Raw genomic sequence first — 14,851 nt, forward strand, 5'->3', positions numbered from 1 at the left:
AGTGATTTTTGTCCCGGAAGAAACACGACGTAAGTCCAGTGAGACCCTCACTAGCTTGACCAATGCGAATCAGCCATCATGAAAACAATGGCTTACATGCTCGACAAACTGCCCCTGGAAACCCTGATCGGGCCGGTTGCCCGCGCGACCGAGGTTTTGGTCCGCCTCGACGAGCGGGTCGCCCGTTCGCCGGTCCGCGACGGCTTTGTCGAGCGCCAGCATTTTGCCGACGCGGCTTCCGCGCTCTGGCTCGAGGGCGAGTTGGTCCACGTCGAGGATCTCGTGCTGCACGACGCCCACATGGACATCCGCACCCCGACCCACGAACTCACCCGGGCGCACGCGGTGCTGCGAACCCGTCGGCGGATTTATGCACAGAAGCCGGGCTGGGCGCTCAGCCGCGACGGTTTTCTGGCGCTGACCGGTCGCGGCGGCGCCAAGCCGGCGGCGGGCCAAAAAAGCCGGGACGGGGAGGGGGCTGGAGCCAGCTCCTTTGAAGCCGACGATCGCGATGCTGAGGCCGACCGGCTGGCCGAAGAATTTGCCGAGATCGATGCCGTCCTGGCGCGCTCGTCAAAGCTTCTCAGCGGCGGCGACGTGCCTGGTCGAAAGGAGGAAGCGTCACGACGTGACCGGCCGGAGCCGCAAAACGGCCTGATCTACGATCTCGACTGGAATGAAGAAGAACGGCTGGCCGAATGGCAGGCCGTGCTCGCCGACACGCGGGAGTGGCCGTCGGTGCTGCGCGCCGCAATCCTGCTTGAGGCCTGGTCCGACATCGAGGTGCTGCAGCATGCCGCCTGGCTCGGGCCGCTGCTTGTTGCCGCACTGCTGCGCCACGAGGGTCTTGCCGCCAACCATCTCGCTTGCCTGCATCTCGGCGCGAAAAACATTCCGCGTGAGCGGAGGCGGGCGCGCAATCGCTCCGATCGGCTGCTCGCCTTGCTCGATGGAATCCACGACGCAGCAGTGGCTGGCCTGAAGGAACACGATCGGCTGGTGCTGGCCAAAAGCCAGATGGAGCGGCGGCTCAAACAACGGCGCGCCAGCTCGAAACTGCCCGACCTGGTCGAGCTGGTACTGTCGCGGCCGCTGGTCTCGGCGGGCATGATCCAGGAGCGGCTAAAGGTGACAAAACAGGGGGCGCTCAACCTGATCGGTGAGCTCGGCCTGCGCGAGATGACGGGGAGGGGAAGGTTTCGGGCATGGGGAATTGTTTAGGTCCGCAGCCATTCGCTACGAACGTTACGAAATTATCGAACTTGACCAACTTGCGATCCGTAACCATACTGGTGACAGCACCAGGGGTGTCACCATGGCCGCTCGAAAACGCAGCAATCATAGCGGGACCGGATCCCATTCGGCAGTCGCCGCTCTGAGCTTCACCACAAAGCTGCCGGCACAGGCCGATTTCAAGAAGGTGTTGCTCGAACGCTATCAGGAAGCGATCGCACGCAGCCGCAAGATCGGCAATCCGGTCTCGTTCCGGGTAGAGGTTGATCCAACGGCTGGTGCGCAGACGATCACGCCGGTCGAGGAACAACCGATCGCTTCAGACGATACTTTTCCCGTCGAGGACACGGGCATGCCGGATACCGAACTCGAGGCGGCTCTTGCCGGAGCGCGCGCGCGTGGCCGCAAGCGTGTTGCCGAAATTGTCGCCGGCGAGGAGATGCTGAGCGCTGAAGCCTTCGCCAAGTTGCTTGGCACCTCGCGGGTGACAGTCAACGCCAGGCGGCAAAGCGGACAGGTGCTCGGCATCGATGGAGCCAAGCGCGGCTTCCGCTTTCCTGTCTGGCAACTCGACAAGAACGGTCGTCCCTTCGGCGCATTGCCGGCGCTCCACGAGACGCTCGGCAATAGTGCCTGGGCGGTCTATCGGTTTCTGGTGTCGCGCCATGGTGCCCTCAATGGCCGGACGGGCCTTCGAGCCCTTGAGCAAGGCGATGACGCCTCGGTGCTAGCCGCGGCGGAAGGCATGGCCAGGGGCGACTTCGACTGAATGCCCGGCGTTCCACCTCCACCCTATTTCGCGCGTGCAAACCTCGAAATCGAGACCATATCGCGGGGTCGGACATTCGGTCGGATCTACTGGAGCACCGATCCCGCTCCGTTGGGGTACGCGCGAGACGCTCGGGCTTGAGACGGACTCGAATGGCGAACACCAAAAATGTCAAAGGAGCAGATGACGAAGCTCCAGGACCAATCGGGCGCGGTCGCCCGCGTAGCTTGCGACCATCGCCGGCAAAAATGTTTCTCTTCTGACGCGACTAAAATCCATGGGATATCCCGCGCGCTCGCCGAGCATCGCCATGAATGACAGTTGCGAACGGCCATTGCCTTCTCGGAAGGGATGGATCGCATTTAGTTCGCCCAGGAAATGGGCCGCCTCGGTCACGAAAGCCTCAGCGGTCTCCGCTCCGATCACCGACGGAAGCCCGTTGAAAAGCTGCTTCATCTCGCCGTCGATATACTCTGGAAAGCAGAACGGATTGCCAGCCTTTGCAGTTCGCACCGTGCGGTACTTGCCAGCCCAGCTGTAGACATCCTGGAACAGGTGGTAATGCACACGGCGATAGTGGCTCGGGTCATAGCGCCCGCGCGGTAGCGGCTCGCCAGCCCGCAGCGTCGTCATTTCCAGCTCGAACGCCTCGAGCAATGCGGGATCGCGCAAGCCAAGCTTGTTCTTTAGGGTCGTCGTGCCCTTATAAGCATAGGGATCGTCGAAGGCTTCGTAACCAACCGACATCACCCGCGTGACTTGGCGTCCTGATAAGCGCGGATGATCTCGGCCCGCTGATCGTCAGGCGAAAGCTTGCGCTTCTTCAGATCCGCGAGACGCTTACGGCTGGCCGCGCTCAAGTTGATGCCTTCGACGGCTGTGATCGCCGCGAATGTGCGCTGTCCGAGGATATGGCTGGGCGCGCTAGGCGTCAGACCTTTGGTGGATTTTTTCATGCTTCCCCTGTCATCGAAGGCGACACCGACCAACTAGCGGTCGAGCAGCTTACGCGCCTGTGAAATGCGGTCCTTGAGCCCGGCCTGAAAGCTTGGGTCACGTCTGCGGGTCTCAATATGAGTGGTTATCGCTGCCCGAATAATATCGGACACGGGCCGATTTTCAACGCTGGCGACCATCTCCAGGGCCTGAGCCTGCTCTTCGGAGAGGCGAACAGTCATCGCTTTAGCTTGTTTCATGGCGCTGTTTTGCACCAAAACAAGCCTCTTGTCAATCACCGTGGTATCGTGGTATCACGGTATCAAATCACGGAGGTGACGATGAGCGAAATTCAGAATGACGAGCACGGGCGCCCTGACCGTCCCAAGATGTTCGAGATCAAGATAGATCGCATGAACTACAAGGTCTCCGAGGCGGTTCTGACGGGAGCGCAGTTGCGGCAGTTGCCTGAGCCCAACATTGGGCCGGATCGCGATCTCTTCGAAGTTGTGCCGGGCGGATCCGACGTAAAGATCGAGGCTGACGCGAAGGTCGAGATGCGCAATGGTCTGCGCTTTTTCACGGCGCCGGCGCAGATCAATCCTGGCCGTGGATGAGGGAAGGCGACGATGCTGCCAGCGGTCGACCAGGACTATCTGCAGGCGCGGGCGCCGGGCCATAGCGTTTCGCTCGATGGCGCCATGATCGCTATCATAATCCCATCCTTCCCGCTGCCGTCGGGATTCACGGCCGTCGCAGCCGATCTCCTGCTGCGGCTGTCGCCCGGGTACCCGGATGTTGCGCCGGACATGTGGTGGTTTGAGCCTGCGGTGCACCGCACGGATGGGCAGGTGATCGAGGCGACCCAGTCGCAGGAGGCCTATCTCGGCCGTACGTGGCAGCGTTGGTCGCGCCACTTTCAGGCCGGACAGTGGCGTTCCGGCATCGACTCGCTCGAAAGCTACCTGACGCTCGTTAGGAAGGAACTTGACGCTGCCGGGAGGGCGCGCGCTGCATGATCACCACCTTGGTCCTTCCGGGCTCGCTCGCCGATGAGATCGCGACAGCCTCGCGCAACCCGCTTGAATGCGCTGCTGTCCTTCTTGCGCGGCGTGTCGACACCGGCGCCGAGGTTCGTCTTCTTGGGCGATCGCTGCACTGGGTGCCGCAGGCGGCCTATTGCGAGCAGAGTTCGCACCACATGCTGATCCGCTCCGAAGGCTATGTCGGCGCACTCGGCACTGCCGAAAAAGACGGTGCGGTCCCGATCTGGTTTCACACTCATCCAGGGCACCAGGGCGTCCCGCTGCCGAGCCCCCACGACCGACAGGTCGACCGTGAAATCGGTGATCTATTTCAACTGCGCAGCGGCTCTGGCGTGTACGCGACTCTGATTGCGTCACCGCGCGGCGAGAGCTTTGTCTTCAGCGGCGAGGTCACGCCTGAAGACGGCGAGACGGCGCCGATTGATCGCGTGTGGATGGTCGGCGATCGCTGGCGCCTTCTGCCGAGTTTCGCGAGCCAAGTCGCGACGCCAGACGCGATCTTCGATCGCAATGTGCGCGCTTTTGGCCCCGATATTCAAGGTGTGCTCGGCGATATGCGGGTTGCCATTGTCGGTGCCGGCGGCACCGGGTCGGCCGTCGCTGAACAGCTTGTTCGGCTTGGCGTGAGACATCTCCTGCTGATCGACAACGATACCTTGTCGGCGAGCAACGTCACGCGCGTGTATGGCTCGACACCGCGCGACGTCGGCCAGCCGAAGGTGGATGTGCTGGCGGCGCATCTGATGCGGATCGCTCCCGAACTTCGCTGTTCAACGATCCAGGGCATGGTGACGGTCAAGCATGTTGCCCAGGCCCTTCGGGCAAGCGATCTCGTCTTCGGCTGTACCGACGACAACGCAGGCCGGCTCGTCTTGTCGCGACTGTCGACCTTCCTGTTGACCCCGGTGATTGACGTCGGCGTTCTGCTCAGCAGCGATCGTACAGGGGTGTTGACCGGTGTTGACGGCCGGATAACGACGCTAACGGCCGGCGCGGCCTGTCTCGTCTGCCGCAGTCGGGTCGATATGGCACGTGCGGCCGCCGAGATGCGTACGCCCGAGGAACGGCAGCGATTGGCAGACGAGGGCTACGCGCCGGCCTTGGGTCAGGTCGAACCAGCGGTCGTTGCCTTCACGACCGCAGTCGCTGCCGCCGCAGTCAACGAACTGCTCGATCGCCTGATCGGCTACGGTCCGCCTGAGCGGCCGACCGAGACGCTGCTGAGGCTTCACGAGCGCGAGATCTCGACCAATGAGTCCCTACCGCGCCAAGGCCACTATTGCCATGTGGCCCAAGGCAAGTGGGGGGCGGGTGATGAGGAGCCGTTCCTCGGCCAGTTGTGGGGCACGGCATGAGGATTTCCTGGTGGCAATGGCTTCCGATCTGGCGCTGGCGCGTGGTCGGCGCGGTCGAGTCGGCCGACGAGGTGCCGGAGCGGTTGCCGCGCAACGGTGTCGCGCTCATTGGCGACATCAATCGAATGAAGTGGATAGTCTTCGATTGCCCTTGTCGGACTGGACATCGGATCATGCTCAACGCCGATCCAAGTCGGCGGCCCCACTGGACGTTGAACCAAGTCGTTCGACTAACCATTTCTCCAAGTGTGGATTTCAAGGGAAGTCAACGACGGTGTCATTACTTCATTCGTAACGGCAGGATTGCCTGGGCCAAGGATAGCGACCGATGACCGATAGCAGAGAGGCAGCCGAAGAGCCGCAACCAATTACGCCGCAGCCGCCGCGCGCGATTGAAAAGACACCCATGTACACGGCGATGAATGCGGCGCGCTATCAACGGCAAACGCTCATCCGCGATATCGAAAGGGATCAGCCCAAATTGATCTGCTACGTGGCCGGGAACAAGGCGGCTGTCGACCGCATCGATACGCTTGGCTTCGTCGACATGCTTCACAACATCAATCCAGGCGACCCCATCGATCTCCTGCTGCATACGCCCGGCGGCGACATTGATGCAGCCGAAAAGCTAATCACGCTGGTCAGGAGCGCGGCCGGCGAGGAAGGGCAACTAAGGGTGATCGTGCCGGATTTTGCCAAGAGCGCCGGAACATTGATGGCGCTCGGCGCCAACACGATCGTCATGAGCGACTCGTCGGAACTCGGACCGATCGATCCTCAGGTCTCATCCAAGGACGGCAACGGCTCCGACGTGGTTTATTCCGTTTTGACCTATCTGAACGCCTATGACACGGCAAAAAAGGCGCTTCGCGAAGCACCTAGCGATCTTACGGATCGGATCACCTTCGAAAAATTCGACCCCACGATCGTGCGCAAGTTCCAGTCGGTCAGGGACCGGGCGCGGTCCTTCGCCGAGAATCTGCTCAAACGGCGGGGCAAGAATTTCTCGAAAATCACGACCGAATTGATGGACGTCGCCAAATATCAGTCGCATGCTCAGATGATCGGCTGGGAAGCCGCTACCGAGATCGGTTTGACGATCGAATACATGCCAGCAACCGATGTGGTCTGGCGCAAATATTGGGCACTTTACTGCCATTTGCGTCTGGCCATCGAGAGCGAGCAACGGATTTTCGAATCGAATTATGTGTCGCTGCTGCTTTAGGGTCGCAAAGCCACTGATGCGCTGGCCAGTGAGCCTGCGGCACCACGGTTGTATGGCTCATCGCTTGCGATGTCAGTCTATCCGCTGTTTCAGGATAACGCTCCCTGCAACCGGAATTCTTGAGGCCTTTAGATTCCAGTGGCGGGGCAATCAAAATGCAGTTTCAAGAACCCACCGGCTAGGGGCGGTTCAAGAATGCTAGACTTATTTGAGCCGCGACTGCCAGACCGGCAGGTTTTTGAATTGAGCCCTTTCTGGATGCACCATCTCCTTGAAAGCATCTCCGTTCTCGAACAATTGCTGATGGAGCCAGGCATGACCGCTTTGCGCCGCTTTCCGGCCGCCTGAATTGTCGCAGGCACTACCTAGAAGCTGCCATTCAAAATGATCTAGTCGACCCACTGCAAAACGGGTCTTAGAGGTGGGTGGTTGGTCATTCTTCAGGGCAGTCCTACGGCAATGTCCGAGCCGATGATCCTCCAACGTGTGGGGGTATCCATCGGCAGGCTCGTATTCCATTACGGTCTCGGCGGTGACGCTGAACTCTTGAATGCGAGCAAGTGGAAGGATGCGGGGGTTCGTCGTCACGATCGGGAACCGGGTGATCACGAATGGTTCGACCCGGTCTAGGCCTAGATGGTCCCTGAGGAGTTGCTCTCGCGAGCGCTCCTTGGCGATTGCCCTTTCGTAGTAGCGCTCCAGCGTCCGGTTAGTCCGTATAAAACGTACGGGGTCGAGATCGATCCACGACGAATCGACCAGGTTATTCTTGCACTGGACGTTGAAAATGACGCCATCGCGGGTTGCGATGACATCGAACTCTTTGCGGTCGATCCGTTTGATCGGCTGCACCGTGAAGCCCTGCTGGGTGAGCTCGTCCTTGATGCGTTGCTCGAAAATAAAGCCTGAGCGAATCTGGAAACGGCGCTTGCCGTACAGGCAGACGTTCTTGAAGTTGTAGAGGAAGCGGCTTAGCAGCGTGACGTTGCCCCGGAGCTCGCTGCCGACGGGAACGAAAGCTGCATAGCTGTTCAGGGCCGAAACGAATGTCGTGCCCGAGGCCGTGAGCGACTGGCGATGCAGGATCGAGACACCGTGCCTGTCGGCAAGCGTGTTGAGCTCGGCGGGCGAAAGTGTCACCCAGAAATCGTCTTCAACCAGGTACGAGAGCTCACGGACCAATGCTGCCAGGCCGGCGAACGCCGTCTTGTCCAGGGCGAACTCTGAGAACGCCGCCTCGGTCAGCGCGATGTTGTTGCGCAACTCCGAGGCGCTGAACACGCGATCCGGCCGCAGGGGCTCAAGCTCGTTGGGTTGGGCGGCGGAAGCGATTTCGATGATAGGCACCCTCTCGGCCTCGAGGAACATGCCGTCCAACGTGTCGTAGCTATGCGACGCGGTGAACCCGTGCGGGTGAAGAGAAACCGCGAAGTCGTCGTGGAGTTCGCTGACTGCCCGCTGCTGCAGCAGGCCTGTCACTGTGGTCCCGCTCACCTCGGCCTGCGGTAACATCCGGGTCAGGGCGTCCAGTACGGTTATGGGGGCCGTCCCCTTGCAGGTTGCCGGCATAAGATAAAGCAGGCTCACCAGATGACGCCGCCGGGATTGCAGGTAGCCGATGGCATTTGCGACTGTCGAAAGGCCGATCGCGGCCGGCAGCATCCCGTGCATCGCAAAACTGCGCTGCATCGCCGATAGCTGCGGAAGCAGCGTGGTCTGGCGCTGGGCGAAGTCGGTGCCATGGAGATAACCGAGATGGTGCAGGACGAATTTCCGCCGGCGGGGCGAGATCGTTCCGGCACTGAGGCTGAGGGTCAGCAGCGCCCGTTTGAGCACGTCGTCGTCCAGCTCGCCCGGCAGGTTGATCAGCTCCTCGACGGCGCGGAGGGTCTTGAGCCACGCGTCGACGGCCGCGATCGGCTCGAACGGCGCCAAAGCCTTGAGGATCCCGCCGGCGTGCTGGTCAAGCTGGCTCTCGATCAGGTCGCGGGCTTTCTGTCCGGTCAGCGTGGTTGGGCTCATCGCGGCGTCATCGGCTATTCCGAGCGGCGCTGCAACAGAGCGATTTCGGACAGCGATATTCCGGGCCGCAGGATCACAGCCCGGCTGCCGTCGACGATGGTCCTTCCCCCGCCCAGGCGACCGGCGGTCCGCGGATATTGCTGCTGGAACAGTGTTGTCGCGGCGCCGGCCTCGCGGATCTCGGCCAGCAGTTCCTTGCTCACCGCCTTGACCAGCCGGGCATAGCGATAGACCGTGCCGTCAAGCGCCAGCGGCTCGAGCAGCGGGACGGTCACCCGCTCGCCGACCCAGCCGTCGTCGTGGTCGAAAAAAGTCTCTAGCCCGTCCTCGTCTTCGGCGAAGGCCGCTTGGGCACGCTGGCGCTGTTGGGGGCCTTCAAGGGCGGGTGCATCGAAAGGGCGGTCGCTCTGGGCGATTGCGACGGCCGTCCGCTCCGCCCCGGCGGCGCCCAGAGCCCGCGCGATGTCGAGCCGAATGGCTGGTTCCACCAGAGCAGCCAGGGGCAGCCGCGGCGCGAGCACCACGGGCGCCTCGCGGTCCGGTGCTGGATCCTGCACCAGCACCCGCGTCGGCTTGACCGCGTTCTCTAGTGTCAGTTGGGTGCCTACCACCAACCTTTGGCCTATGAGTCGCTGCTCGGCGCCGCGAGAGCTGCAGACCAGCGACAGCTTCTGCGCTCGCCCGTCGGCCATAGCCGTGCCGAGTGCAGTGCTCGAATGCTGCGTGCCTTTGCACTCGATCAGGTGAAACTTGCCCGCCGCGTCGACGGCGGCATAGTCCGCCATCTTCATCGTTCCGACCTTCGGTGGCATCCCGTCCTGGCGGGCCACGAGCCCGTGTTGGGTCAGCAGGTGGAGAAACGCCCGGCCGTCAACGCAAGCGACATAGTCGAACGCCTTGTAGAGGACGGCCATGCCCAGACCCACGCCGAGATCGTCGCTGGCGATGGCCTTCTGATGAGGGTCGGTGTCGCGCCACTTGTCGCGGAAACGGAAACCGGGCGTGTCGGCGACGGCATGCAGGTAGCGCAGCAGCGGCCAGAGCCGCGCTACGCCGGACTGAGGCGAGAGCACCGGTGTTGTCAACTCACCCAGGCGCTGCAACATTAGCAACAGGTGGACCGAGAACGGTCCCGCCTGGCGGGCGAGGGCTCGCGGGAATGGGTGGCGGAAGGCGGCGGGCTGGAGGCGCCAGCTGGCGCGATCGACCTCGACCTCGATGGCACGAGACAGCGGACTGGAGCCGGGCAAAAACTGACCTCGACGGGGCGGACGAGGCTCCCGGCCCCTTGTCGCCAACACCAACCCGCCCCCTGCGGATGGCGCCGGTAAACCTCTAAAGCGCCGGTCCGGACCCGCCGGCACGGCCTAATTATGACCGTAACGACGCCCTGGCAATTCGCGGAGACGCCAGTCTTTCGGGGACGGATGCTACAACGGGCAAATACCAGCTTACACCTGTTTCAGTATCGTCACATTGTCAATCCTAGGCAGGCCTTCCTCGAGTTATTGTAAGCAGCTCCGCCCGAATCCCCTTGTTGCCTCAGTGGCTCGACGGATGCGCGCCGCATCTCGGTCGTCAGGCATGCAGTGGTCAGCCTCCAAAAGCGGCCGTTGCGCAGATGCCAAGCACGACCTGAATATTTTCGGCGAATCCTACTCTCCCGACCACTCAATTATTCCACATGCCCGAAGAGTTGAGGGTGTCTGGTGAAGGAAATATGAGCCAACAGAACACTTCAAACATGAACTTGCAGGATCGCCCGCCGTCTGCTTGATGCACCTTCCATAGTCAGGGGTCCGCAAGACATGTCAATATCGGCCGATATCGGGAACTTTAGTCTGGATAGTCGCCAGCTTGCGCGTATCGAATATGTTCACCGCGGCTTCCTCTACCAGCATCTCTACGCCGTTGCCTGTCTCTTTCGGGCCGCACAGGCTGGCGTAACCCATGTTGTGGTCGAAAACGATGAGGACGTCGAACTCGTCTTTTCCGCCAAGCGCATCTATGCGCAGATCAAGACGCGATCTTCAGGCTTGGTGTTGAGTGACATCGACGGGGCCCTTTCGCGGTTCAAAGCTATCCGGATGGAGCATGTCGAAGGCCGCAGAAGCGGCGACGCCGAATTCGCTATCATATCGAACAGCGCGCCAGGGCCGGAGCTGGCAAAAATGATTGAGGGCAATGATTGGCCTTCAGATGTTGCATTCATTTGGCCTGGAAAGTCGGCTGCGCTCGACCAAGCACTCCCAGCGCCCTGGCCCAACCTTTCAGACGCCTTCGTCGCTTGCAGCGATACGGCCAGCACACTGCCGTTTTTGATCCTGGCGCCCGAAACCCTCGTCTGGAAGCTTGCGGGACGGATCATGGCGGCCTCGGCGGGTGTCGCGCCCAATGCCAACCACACTTTCGTCGTGCAAGATTTGCCGAGGCTGTTCGAGCAACTGGTAATACAGCTGCAGGATTTCCCTGCTCCACCGCTCAATTACCGACCGCAGGACAAGGAGCCTGCGCTGATAAGCGCTGAGCGGGTGCGCCTTATCACTGGCTTTTCAGGGGCCGGAAAGACGTCCTGGGTCTCCCAGACAGCGCTGCATACCAGTGACCATCTCGCCTATTATGACGTGGCCGACATCTCCGGTCCGGCTTTGGCGAGCGCAGTGGCGCGCGAGCTTGCGGCACGTCTTTTCGGCAAAAGCAGCGGCAAGCTTGGCGAGATCCTGTTGCCGGGCGCCGGTGGTATAGAAATTCTCTTTGCGCTTGGGCGCCAACTGGCAGAAGAAAATCGTACGGCGACAATTGTACTGGACAATGCCCATCGAGTGCCTGCGGCTGACCTGTCGTCGTTGATCGGGGCATCGAAGCATCTTCATTTTGTCCTACTGGCACAGCCGAACGCTGCGGTAGCCCGCATTGAAGCGACGTTAGACGTGAAGGCCGAGCCGCTATTTGGGTGGACAAACGAAACCGCGGCCGCCGAGGGATCGTCACTGGGCTGCAAAGGCGACTATTCGGCTTACGCTCGGCTTCTGAAGCTCACCGGTGGACTGCCACTTTACACGCAGAATGCGCTGAAGATCGCGGCCGGAAATTACGAGAAAGATGTTGCCCGGCTTTGCGCCGCTGTGGAAGAACGCACGCATATTGTCGAGACCGCCCAGGAACTGATCCTGGCCGAAATCTTCGATACCTATACCGAGCAAGAGCGACAGGCCGTAGCCGCGCTCAGCCTCAGCGACGTTCCCCTAAATCAGATTGAAGCAAGTTCGGTGCTGAAAACCGCTTTCGCGATCGAGAGCCCCGCCGCTGCCGCGGCATTCAGGCGACTTCGTCTGACTGGTGCTATCCAGGTATTTGGCGTCGATCGGTTCAAGGTTCATGACGCTATGAGGCCTTTAGGTCGAGCCCATCTCGACAGCTGCGGCGCTGAAACCGTCAAAAGCGCGCAGAGTGCTTTGCGCGACGTTTTGATGGCGACGTTGCCCATAGACCACGACCGTCAGCGTGTGTTCCTCCTGCTGCGCATGTTTGTAGCCCTCGGCAACATCAAGCCGCTTGTTGAGATGGCTGGTGACGAGCTCTTTCATGAAATGGGCTACATCGACGAGATTTCCCAGTATCTGACCGAGGTCGCTGCCTCTGAAGATATGTCCGCCGAGGACAGGTTCTGGGCCTTGGACGGGTTGGTCTTTGCCGGCTTCAAGCAAGGCGATGACCAGGACATGAGGCGCAAGCTCAAACAGATGGACGAACTGGTTCGGCGAAATCGTCTCGGACTGACGGAGCGCCTTGCGGTCGGCATGAAGCGCATGCTTTTTGCCGCCCGGGCTGGGGATGTCGCGACTGTCAAGGCGACGATGAAGGAATTGTCCGGCCTGCTGCCGAAGACGCCAGAACACCTGCGCGTGGCGCGTTATAATTACGCCCACGCATTGTTCGAATTGGGAATGACGAACGAGTGTGTTGCAACCACACTCGACCTGATTACTGAATACTACGATTTGCTGGGCCTCACGCTTGGCGATGTGATGGGCAAGAATCCGGATAAGATCTTTCCGCTTCTCAAAGGCGATCAATCCCATACCGATGACCTTAAGCATCTGGCCGACTGTCTCGATCTGCAGGGCAAGGCCATCAGGTCAACGGGAACTCATTCCGGCCTTTCGCTGGTTCACGCGCTGAAATTCTACTCAATGGCCAATGCCCTGGATTCGTTCGTCAGGGTCGCGCAAGAGCTCGTCGAGGAGTTTATCTCGCGAAACGACTATATTGGCGCAAGAGATATGATGGAGCGAAACCTGCTACCTTCGATCCTGGAATTGAAGATGGCTGGCCGGGTCATTCCAGTTCGCAGTCAGTATGCCGTGGTTCTTGCCTATTGCGGCGCCTTCGACGACGCAGACGCAGAGATGGCCCGTCTTTTGCCCTATGAAAGCGGGATGGATGGCCGCGGCCAGCAAGTGTTGCGACGCCAGCGCGAGCTCATTGCCGAATTGAAAATAAATCCGCCGCCGCCGCAGTGGCGGATGCCAGCGAAGCTTGACCAGCGATAGTCTGACTTTGTGTGTCGGCCAGCGGCTTCTAATTAAGCGCCACTGCCTTCAAGAGGCTATATAGCGGCGCAGCAAGTAGTCCACCTCGGACCGGCTTTTGCAATGATAGGTATCGCGGATCATCTTTCTCAAGGTCTCGCCAGCTGGCCCGTGGGGTTCTTCCGCCTGGGCAAGATCAACGGCATCAAGGTCGGCTTGAGAAAAGCCTTCCATTGGCATCGGGTGTATCGTCCAGATCTCGGCAAGGCTGGCGGTAGCACCATTGGAGAATTCAATGCGCCTCAGCAATTGAGGCAGGCGCCCTTCCAATCCGTAAATCCGGCCTGCGCCGAGCTTTGTGCTGACACGGACATTCAGGATCGGTTTGCGCTTGAAGAAGGTGACGTCCGTCGGTTGTCCAGACACGGATAATGCTGTGAGTTGGTGAACAAGCATCCCCTCACGGGAACCGAAATGCTGTTCCAGCCGCTTCATCGCTTCTTGCGGGGTTAAGTCGACGCTCACAAACCTCCCTTTCGTGTTACGCCACTGCGGGCCTCGCAGTTAGCGCATTCCCAATCACGCTACCAGCCGAAGCAGGGATCGGTCAGCTAAGTCGAGATGATAGCGAGCCGATAGTCCAGAAAATCCTTGACAATACGGCCCAGCGAACTAAATCTCACGCCAGACACGTGAGGAAGGTGACGACTATGAAAATGGATATGGCAATCATTGGGAGCGGCCCCGTGCTATCTGGCTCCATCAATGGCAAAGCTGCTTTTGCGGCCTTTGTGAAGACCATTGATCGCGAGCCGGCTGCGCCGACGCCGCTATTCCTCGACTTTACAAATATCGATGTGGCTACCGCCAGCTATCTTCGAGAATCGGTGTTCGCTCTGAAAGCGTACATGCGAACCCTTTCATCCAAGTATTATCCCGTTGTTGCGAATATTAATGACGATATTTTGGACGAATTGCTGATTATCGCTAATACTAAAGGTGATGCGATTATGAGCTGCCGCCTGGACCGCGACGAACGCGTCTCGGGAGCGGAGTTGATTGGCAGCCTTGATCCGAAGCAACAGATGACATTCGACTTGGTGAACGAATATAATGGAGTCGATGCCAACCATCTCATGGAAAAATTTGGAGAAGCTGAGCAAACCAAGAGCACGACGGCGTGGAACAATCGGCTTGCCAGTCTTGCGGCTCGCGGCGTGATTCGTGAGTTCGCGCAGGGTCGTTCGAAATACTATCGGCCGTTATTTGAGGAGGTGATTTGATGGGAGTGGAGTTTCTAAACAGAACAAAAAAGACGATACGTAAGCACGTCGATACGAAGCGGGCAGAGCTTGCTACGCCGGGCTTGTTCACGGTCAATCCCGTAAACCAGCCCCGCCGCACGATTGCTTCGATCAGCGCCGGGGTAAATGTTGCCAACGGCGAAGTGCTTATTGTTGAGACAAAGGGCGGACGGGTGAGTTTGCGCCGAGGCAATAGCGTCGTCGGCTCGTTCGATAATCCGGCTGGCGATGTAATTTCTGCAATTGAGAAATCGGGGGGCGCGGCGAACGGTATCGTTGGCCGGGTACATAAGCTCTCGAAGAAAGCAGAAGTATCTCTGTGCTGAACCTCCATCGTCCAGATACGCGAAGCTCTGAAGTGATTGGCCGATCGCTAACGGATGATCCCTACAGAAATACCATGGCCTTGGGTTGCCCTGGATGCCCTCA

Annotated in this window: 16 protein-coding genes; 10 read left to right on the forward strand and 6 right to left on the reverse strand. The window is 60.0% G+C overall.

Annotated elements, in window-relative coordinates; genetic code table 11:
* Nucleotides 1–96 precede the first annotated feature (96 nt).
* Nucleotides 97–1,221, forward strand: a complete 1,125-nt coding sequence (locus NKH54_RS24090) for an RHE_PE00001 family protein (protein WP_353029114.1) — start codon at nucleotides 97–99, stop codon at nucleotides 1,219–1,221.
* A 94-nt stretch (nucleotides 1,222–1,315) separates the two neighbouring features.
* A complete protein-coding gene (locus NKH54_RS24095) occupies nucleotides 1,316–2,002 on the forward strand; it encodes an XRE family transcriptional regulator (RefSeq protein WP_353029115.1) in 687 nt (228 codons plus the stop codon).
* Between the two features lie 171 nt (nucleotides 2,003–2,173).
* On the opposite strand, the gene NKH54_RS24100 is transcribed toward NKH54_RS24095, so the two are convergent.
* The 3 genes from NKH54_RS24100 to NKH54_RS24110 are packed head-to-tail and all read right to left on the reverse strand — an operon-like array spanning nucleotide 2,174 to nucleotide 3,237.
* Entirely contained in the window at nucleotides 2,174–2,749 is a 576-nt protein-coding gene (locus NKH54_RS24100) for a Fic/DOC family protein (RefSeq protein ID WP_353029116.1), read from the reverse strand.
* Nucleotides 2,749–2,958 carry a hypothetical protein gene (locus NKH54_RS24105; RefSeq protein WP_353029117.1) on the reverse strand — a complete coding sequence of 70 codons (210 nt, stop codon included), beginning with the start codon at nucleotides 2,956–2,958 and terminating at the stop codon, nucleotides 2,749–2,751. Before NKH54_RS24105 ends, NKH54_RS24100 begins: the two co-directional genes overlap by 1 nt.
* A 33-nt stretch (nucleotides 2,959–2,991) precedes the next feature.
* Nucleotides 2,992–3,237: a DUF6290 family protein gene (locus tag NKH54_RS24110; RefSeq protein ID WP_353029118.1), complete on the reverse strand. Its 246-nt coding sequence runs from the start codon at nucleotides 3,235–3,237 to the stop codon at nucleotides 2,992–2,994.
* A gap of 42 nt (nucleotides 3,238–3,279) precedes the next feature.
* Between NKH54_RS24110 and NKH54_RS24115 the strand changes: the two genes are divergently transcribed.
* The 5 genes from NKH54_RS24115 to NKH54_RS24135 are packed head-to-tail and all read left to right on the forward strand — an operon-like array spanning nucleotide 3,280 to nucleotide 6,564.
* Nucleotides 3,280–3,555, forward strand: coding sequence for a multiubiquitin domain-containing protein (locus NKH54_RS24115; protein WP_224616311.1), 276 nt, complete (start codon nucleotides 3,280–3,282; stop codon nucleotides 3,553–3,555).
* Between the two features lie 12 nt (nucleotides 3,556–3,567).
* The gene (locus tag NKH54_RS24120) at nucleotides 3,568–3,957 is read left to right on the forward strand and encodes an E2/UBC family protein (RefSeq protein ID WP_353029119.1); all 390 of its coding nucleotides are present in this window, start codon (nucleotides 3,568–3,570) and stop codon (nucleotides 3,955–3,957) included.
* On the forward strand, nucleotides 3,954–5,339 hold the full coding sequence (locus NKH54_RS24125) for a ThiF family adenylyltransferase (RefSeq protein ID WP_353029120.1): 1,386 nt from the start codon (nucleotides 3,954–3,956) through the stop codon (nucleotides 5,337–5,339). Before NKH54_RS24120 ends, NKH54_RS24125 begins: the two co-directional genes overlap by 4 nt.
* Nucleotides 5,336–5,671, forward strand: coding sequence for a ubiquitination-like system serine protease family protein (locus NKH54_RS24130; RefSeq protein WP_353029121.1), 336 nt, complete (start codon nucleotides 5,336–5,338; stop codon nucleotides 5,669–5,671). The genes NKH54_RS24125 and NKH54_RS24130 overlap by 4 nt, the downstream gene beginning before the upstream one ends.
* Nucleotides 5,668–6,564, forward strand: coding sequence for an SDH family Clp fold serine proteinase (locus NKH54_RS24135; RefSeq protein ID WP_353029122.1), 897 nt, complete (start codon nucleotides 5,668–5,670; stop codon nucleotides 6,562–6,564). The genes NKH54_RS24130 and NKH54_RS24135 overlap by 4 nt, the downstream gene beginning before the upstream one ends.
* 204 nt (nucleotides 6,565–6,768) lie before the next feature.
* Here NKH54_RS24135 and NKH54_RS24140 read toward each other — a convergent pair whose 3' ends face one another.
* Both NKH54_RS24140 and NKH54_RS24145 read right to left on the reverse strand, forming a co-directional pair.
* A complete protein-coding gene (locus NKH54_RS24140) occupies nucleotides 6,769–8,586 on the reverse strand; it encodes a PDDEXK-like family protein (protein ID WP_353029123.1) in 1,818 nt (605 codons plus the stop codon).
* Between the two features lie 14 nt (nucleotides 8,587–8,600).
* The gene (locus tag NKH54_RS24145) at nucleotides 8,601–9,836 is read right to left on the reverse strand and encodes a hypothetical protein (protein ID WP_353029124.1); all 1,236 of its coding nucleotides are present in this window, start codon (nucleotides 9,834–9,836) and stop codon (nucleotides 8,601–8,603) included.
* Between the two features lie 558 nt (nucleotides 9,837–10,394).
* Here NKH54_RS24145 and NKH54_RS24150 point away from each other — a divergent pair.
* Nucleotides 10,395–13,139, forward strand: coding sequence for an ATP-binding protein (locus NKH54_RS24150; protein WP_353029125.1), 2,745 nt, complete (start codon nucleotides 10,395–10,397; stop codon nucleotides 13,137–13,139).
* A 48-nt stretch (nucleotides 13,140–13,187) separates the two neighbouring features.
* Here NKH54_RS24150 and NKH54_RS24155 read toward each other — a convergent pair whose 3' ends face one another.
* Nucleotides 13,188–13,643 (reverse strand): hypothetical protein, encoded by a 456-nt coding sequence (locus NKH54_RS24155; RefSeq protein ID WP_352687395.1) that lies wholly within the window; start codon nucleotides 13,641–13,643, stop codon nucleotides 13,188–13,190.
* Nucleotides 13,644–13,828: 185 nt separating this feature from the next.
* Here NKH54_RS24155 and NKH54_RS24160 point away from each other — a divergent pair, with 185 nt between their 5' ends.
* Both NKH54_RS24160 and NKH54_RS24165 read left to right on the forward strand, forming a co-directional pair.
* A complete protein-coding gene (locus tag NKH54_RS24160; RefSeq protein WP_353029126.1) occupies nucleotides 13,829–14,401 on the forward strand; it encodes a hypothetical protein in 573 nt (190 codons plus the stop codon).
* Entirely contained in the window at nucleotides 14,401–14,748 is a 348-nt protein-coding gene (locus tag NKH54_RS24165; protein WP_353029127.1) for a hypothetical protein, read from the forward strand. The genes NKH54_RS24160 and NKH54_RS24165 overlap by 1 nt, the downstream gene beginning before the upstream one ends.
* Nucleotides 14,749–14,851: the final 103 nt, after the last annotated feature.

Origin of the sequence: Mesorhizobium sp. M1004 (assembly GCF_040318795.1) — a bacterium.
Classification (GTDB): Bacteria; Pseudomonadota; Alphaproteobacteria; order Rhizobiales; family Rhizobiaceae; genus Mesorhizobium.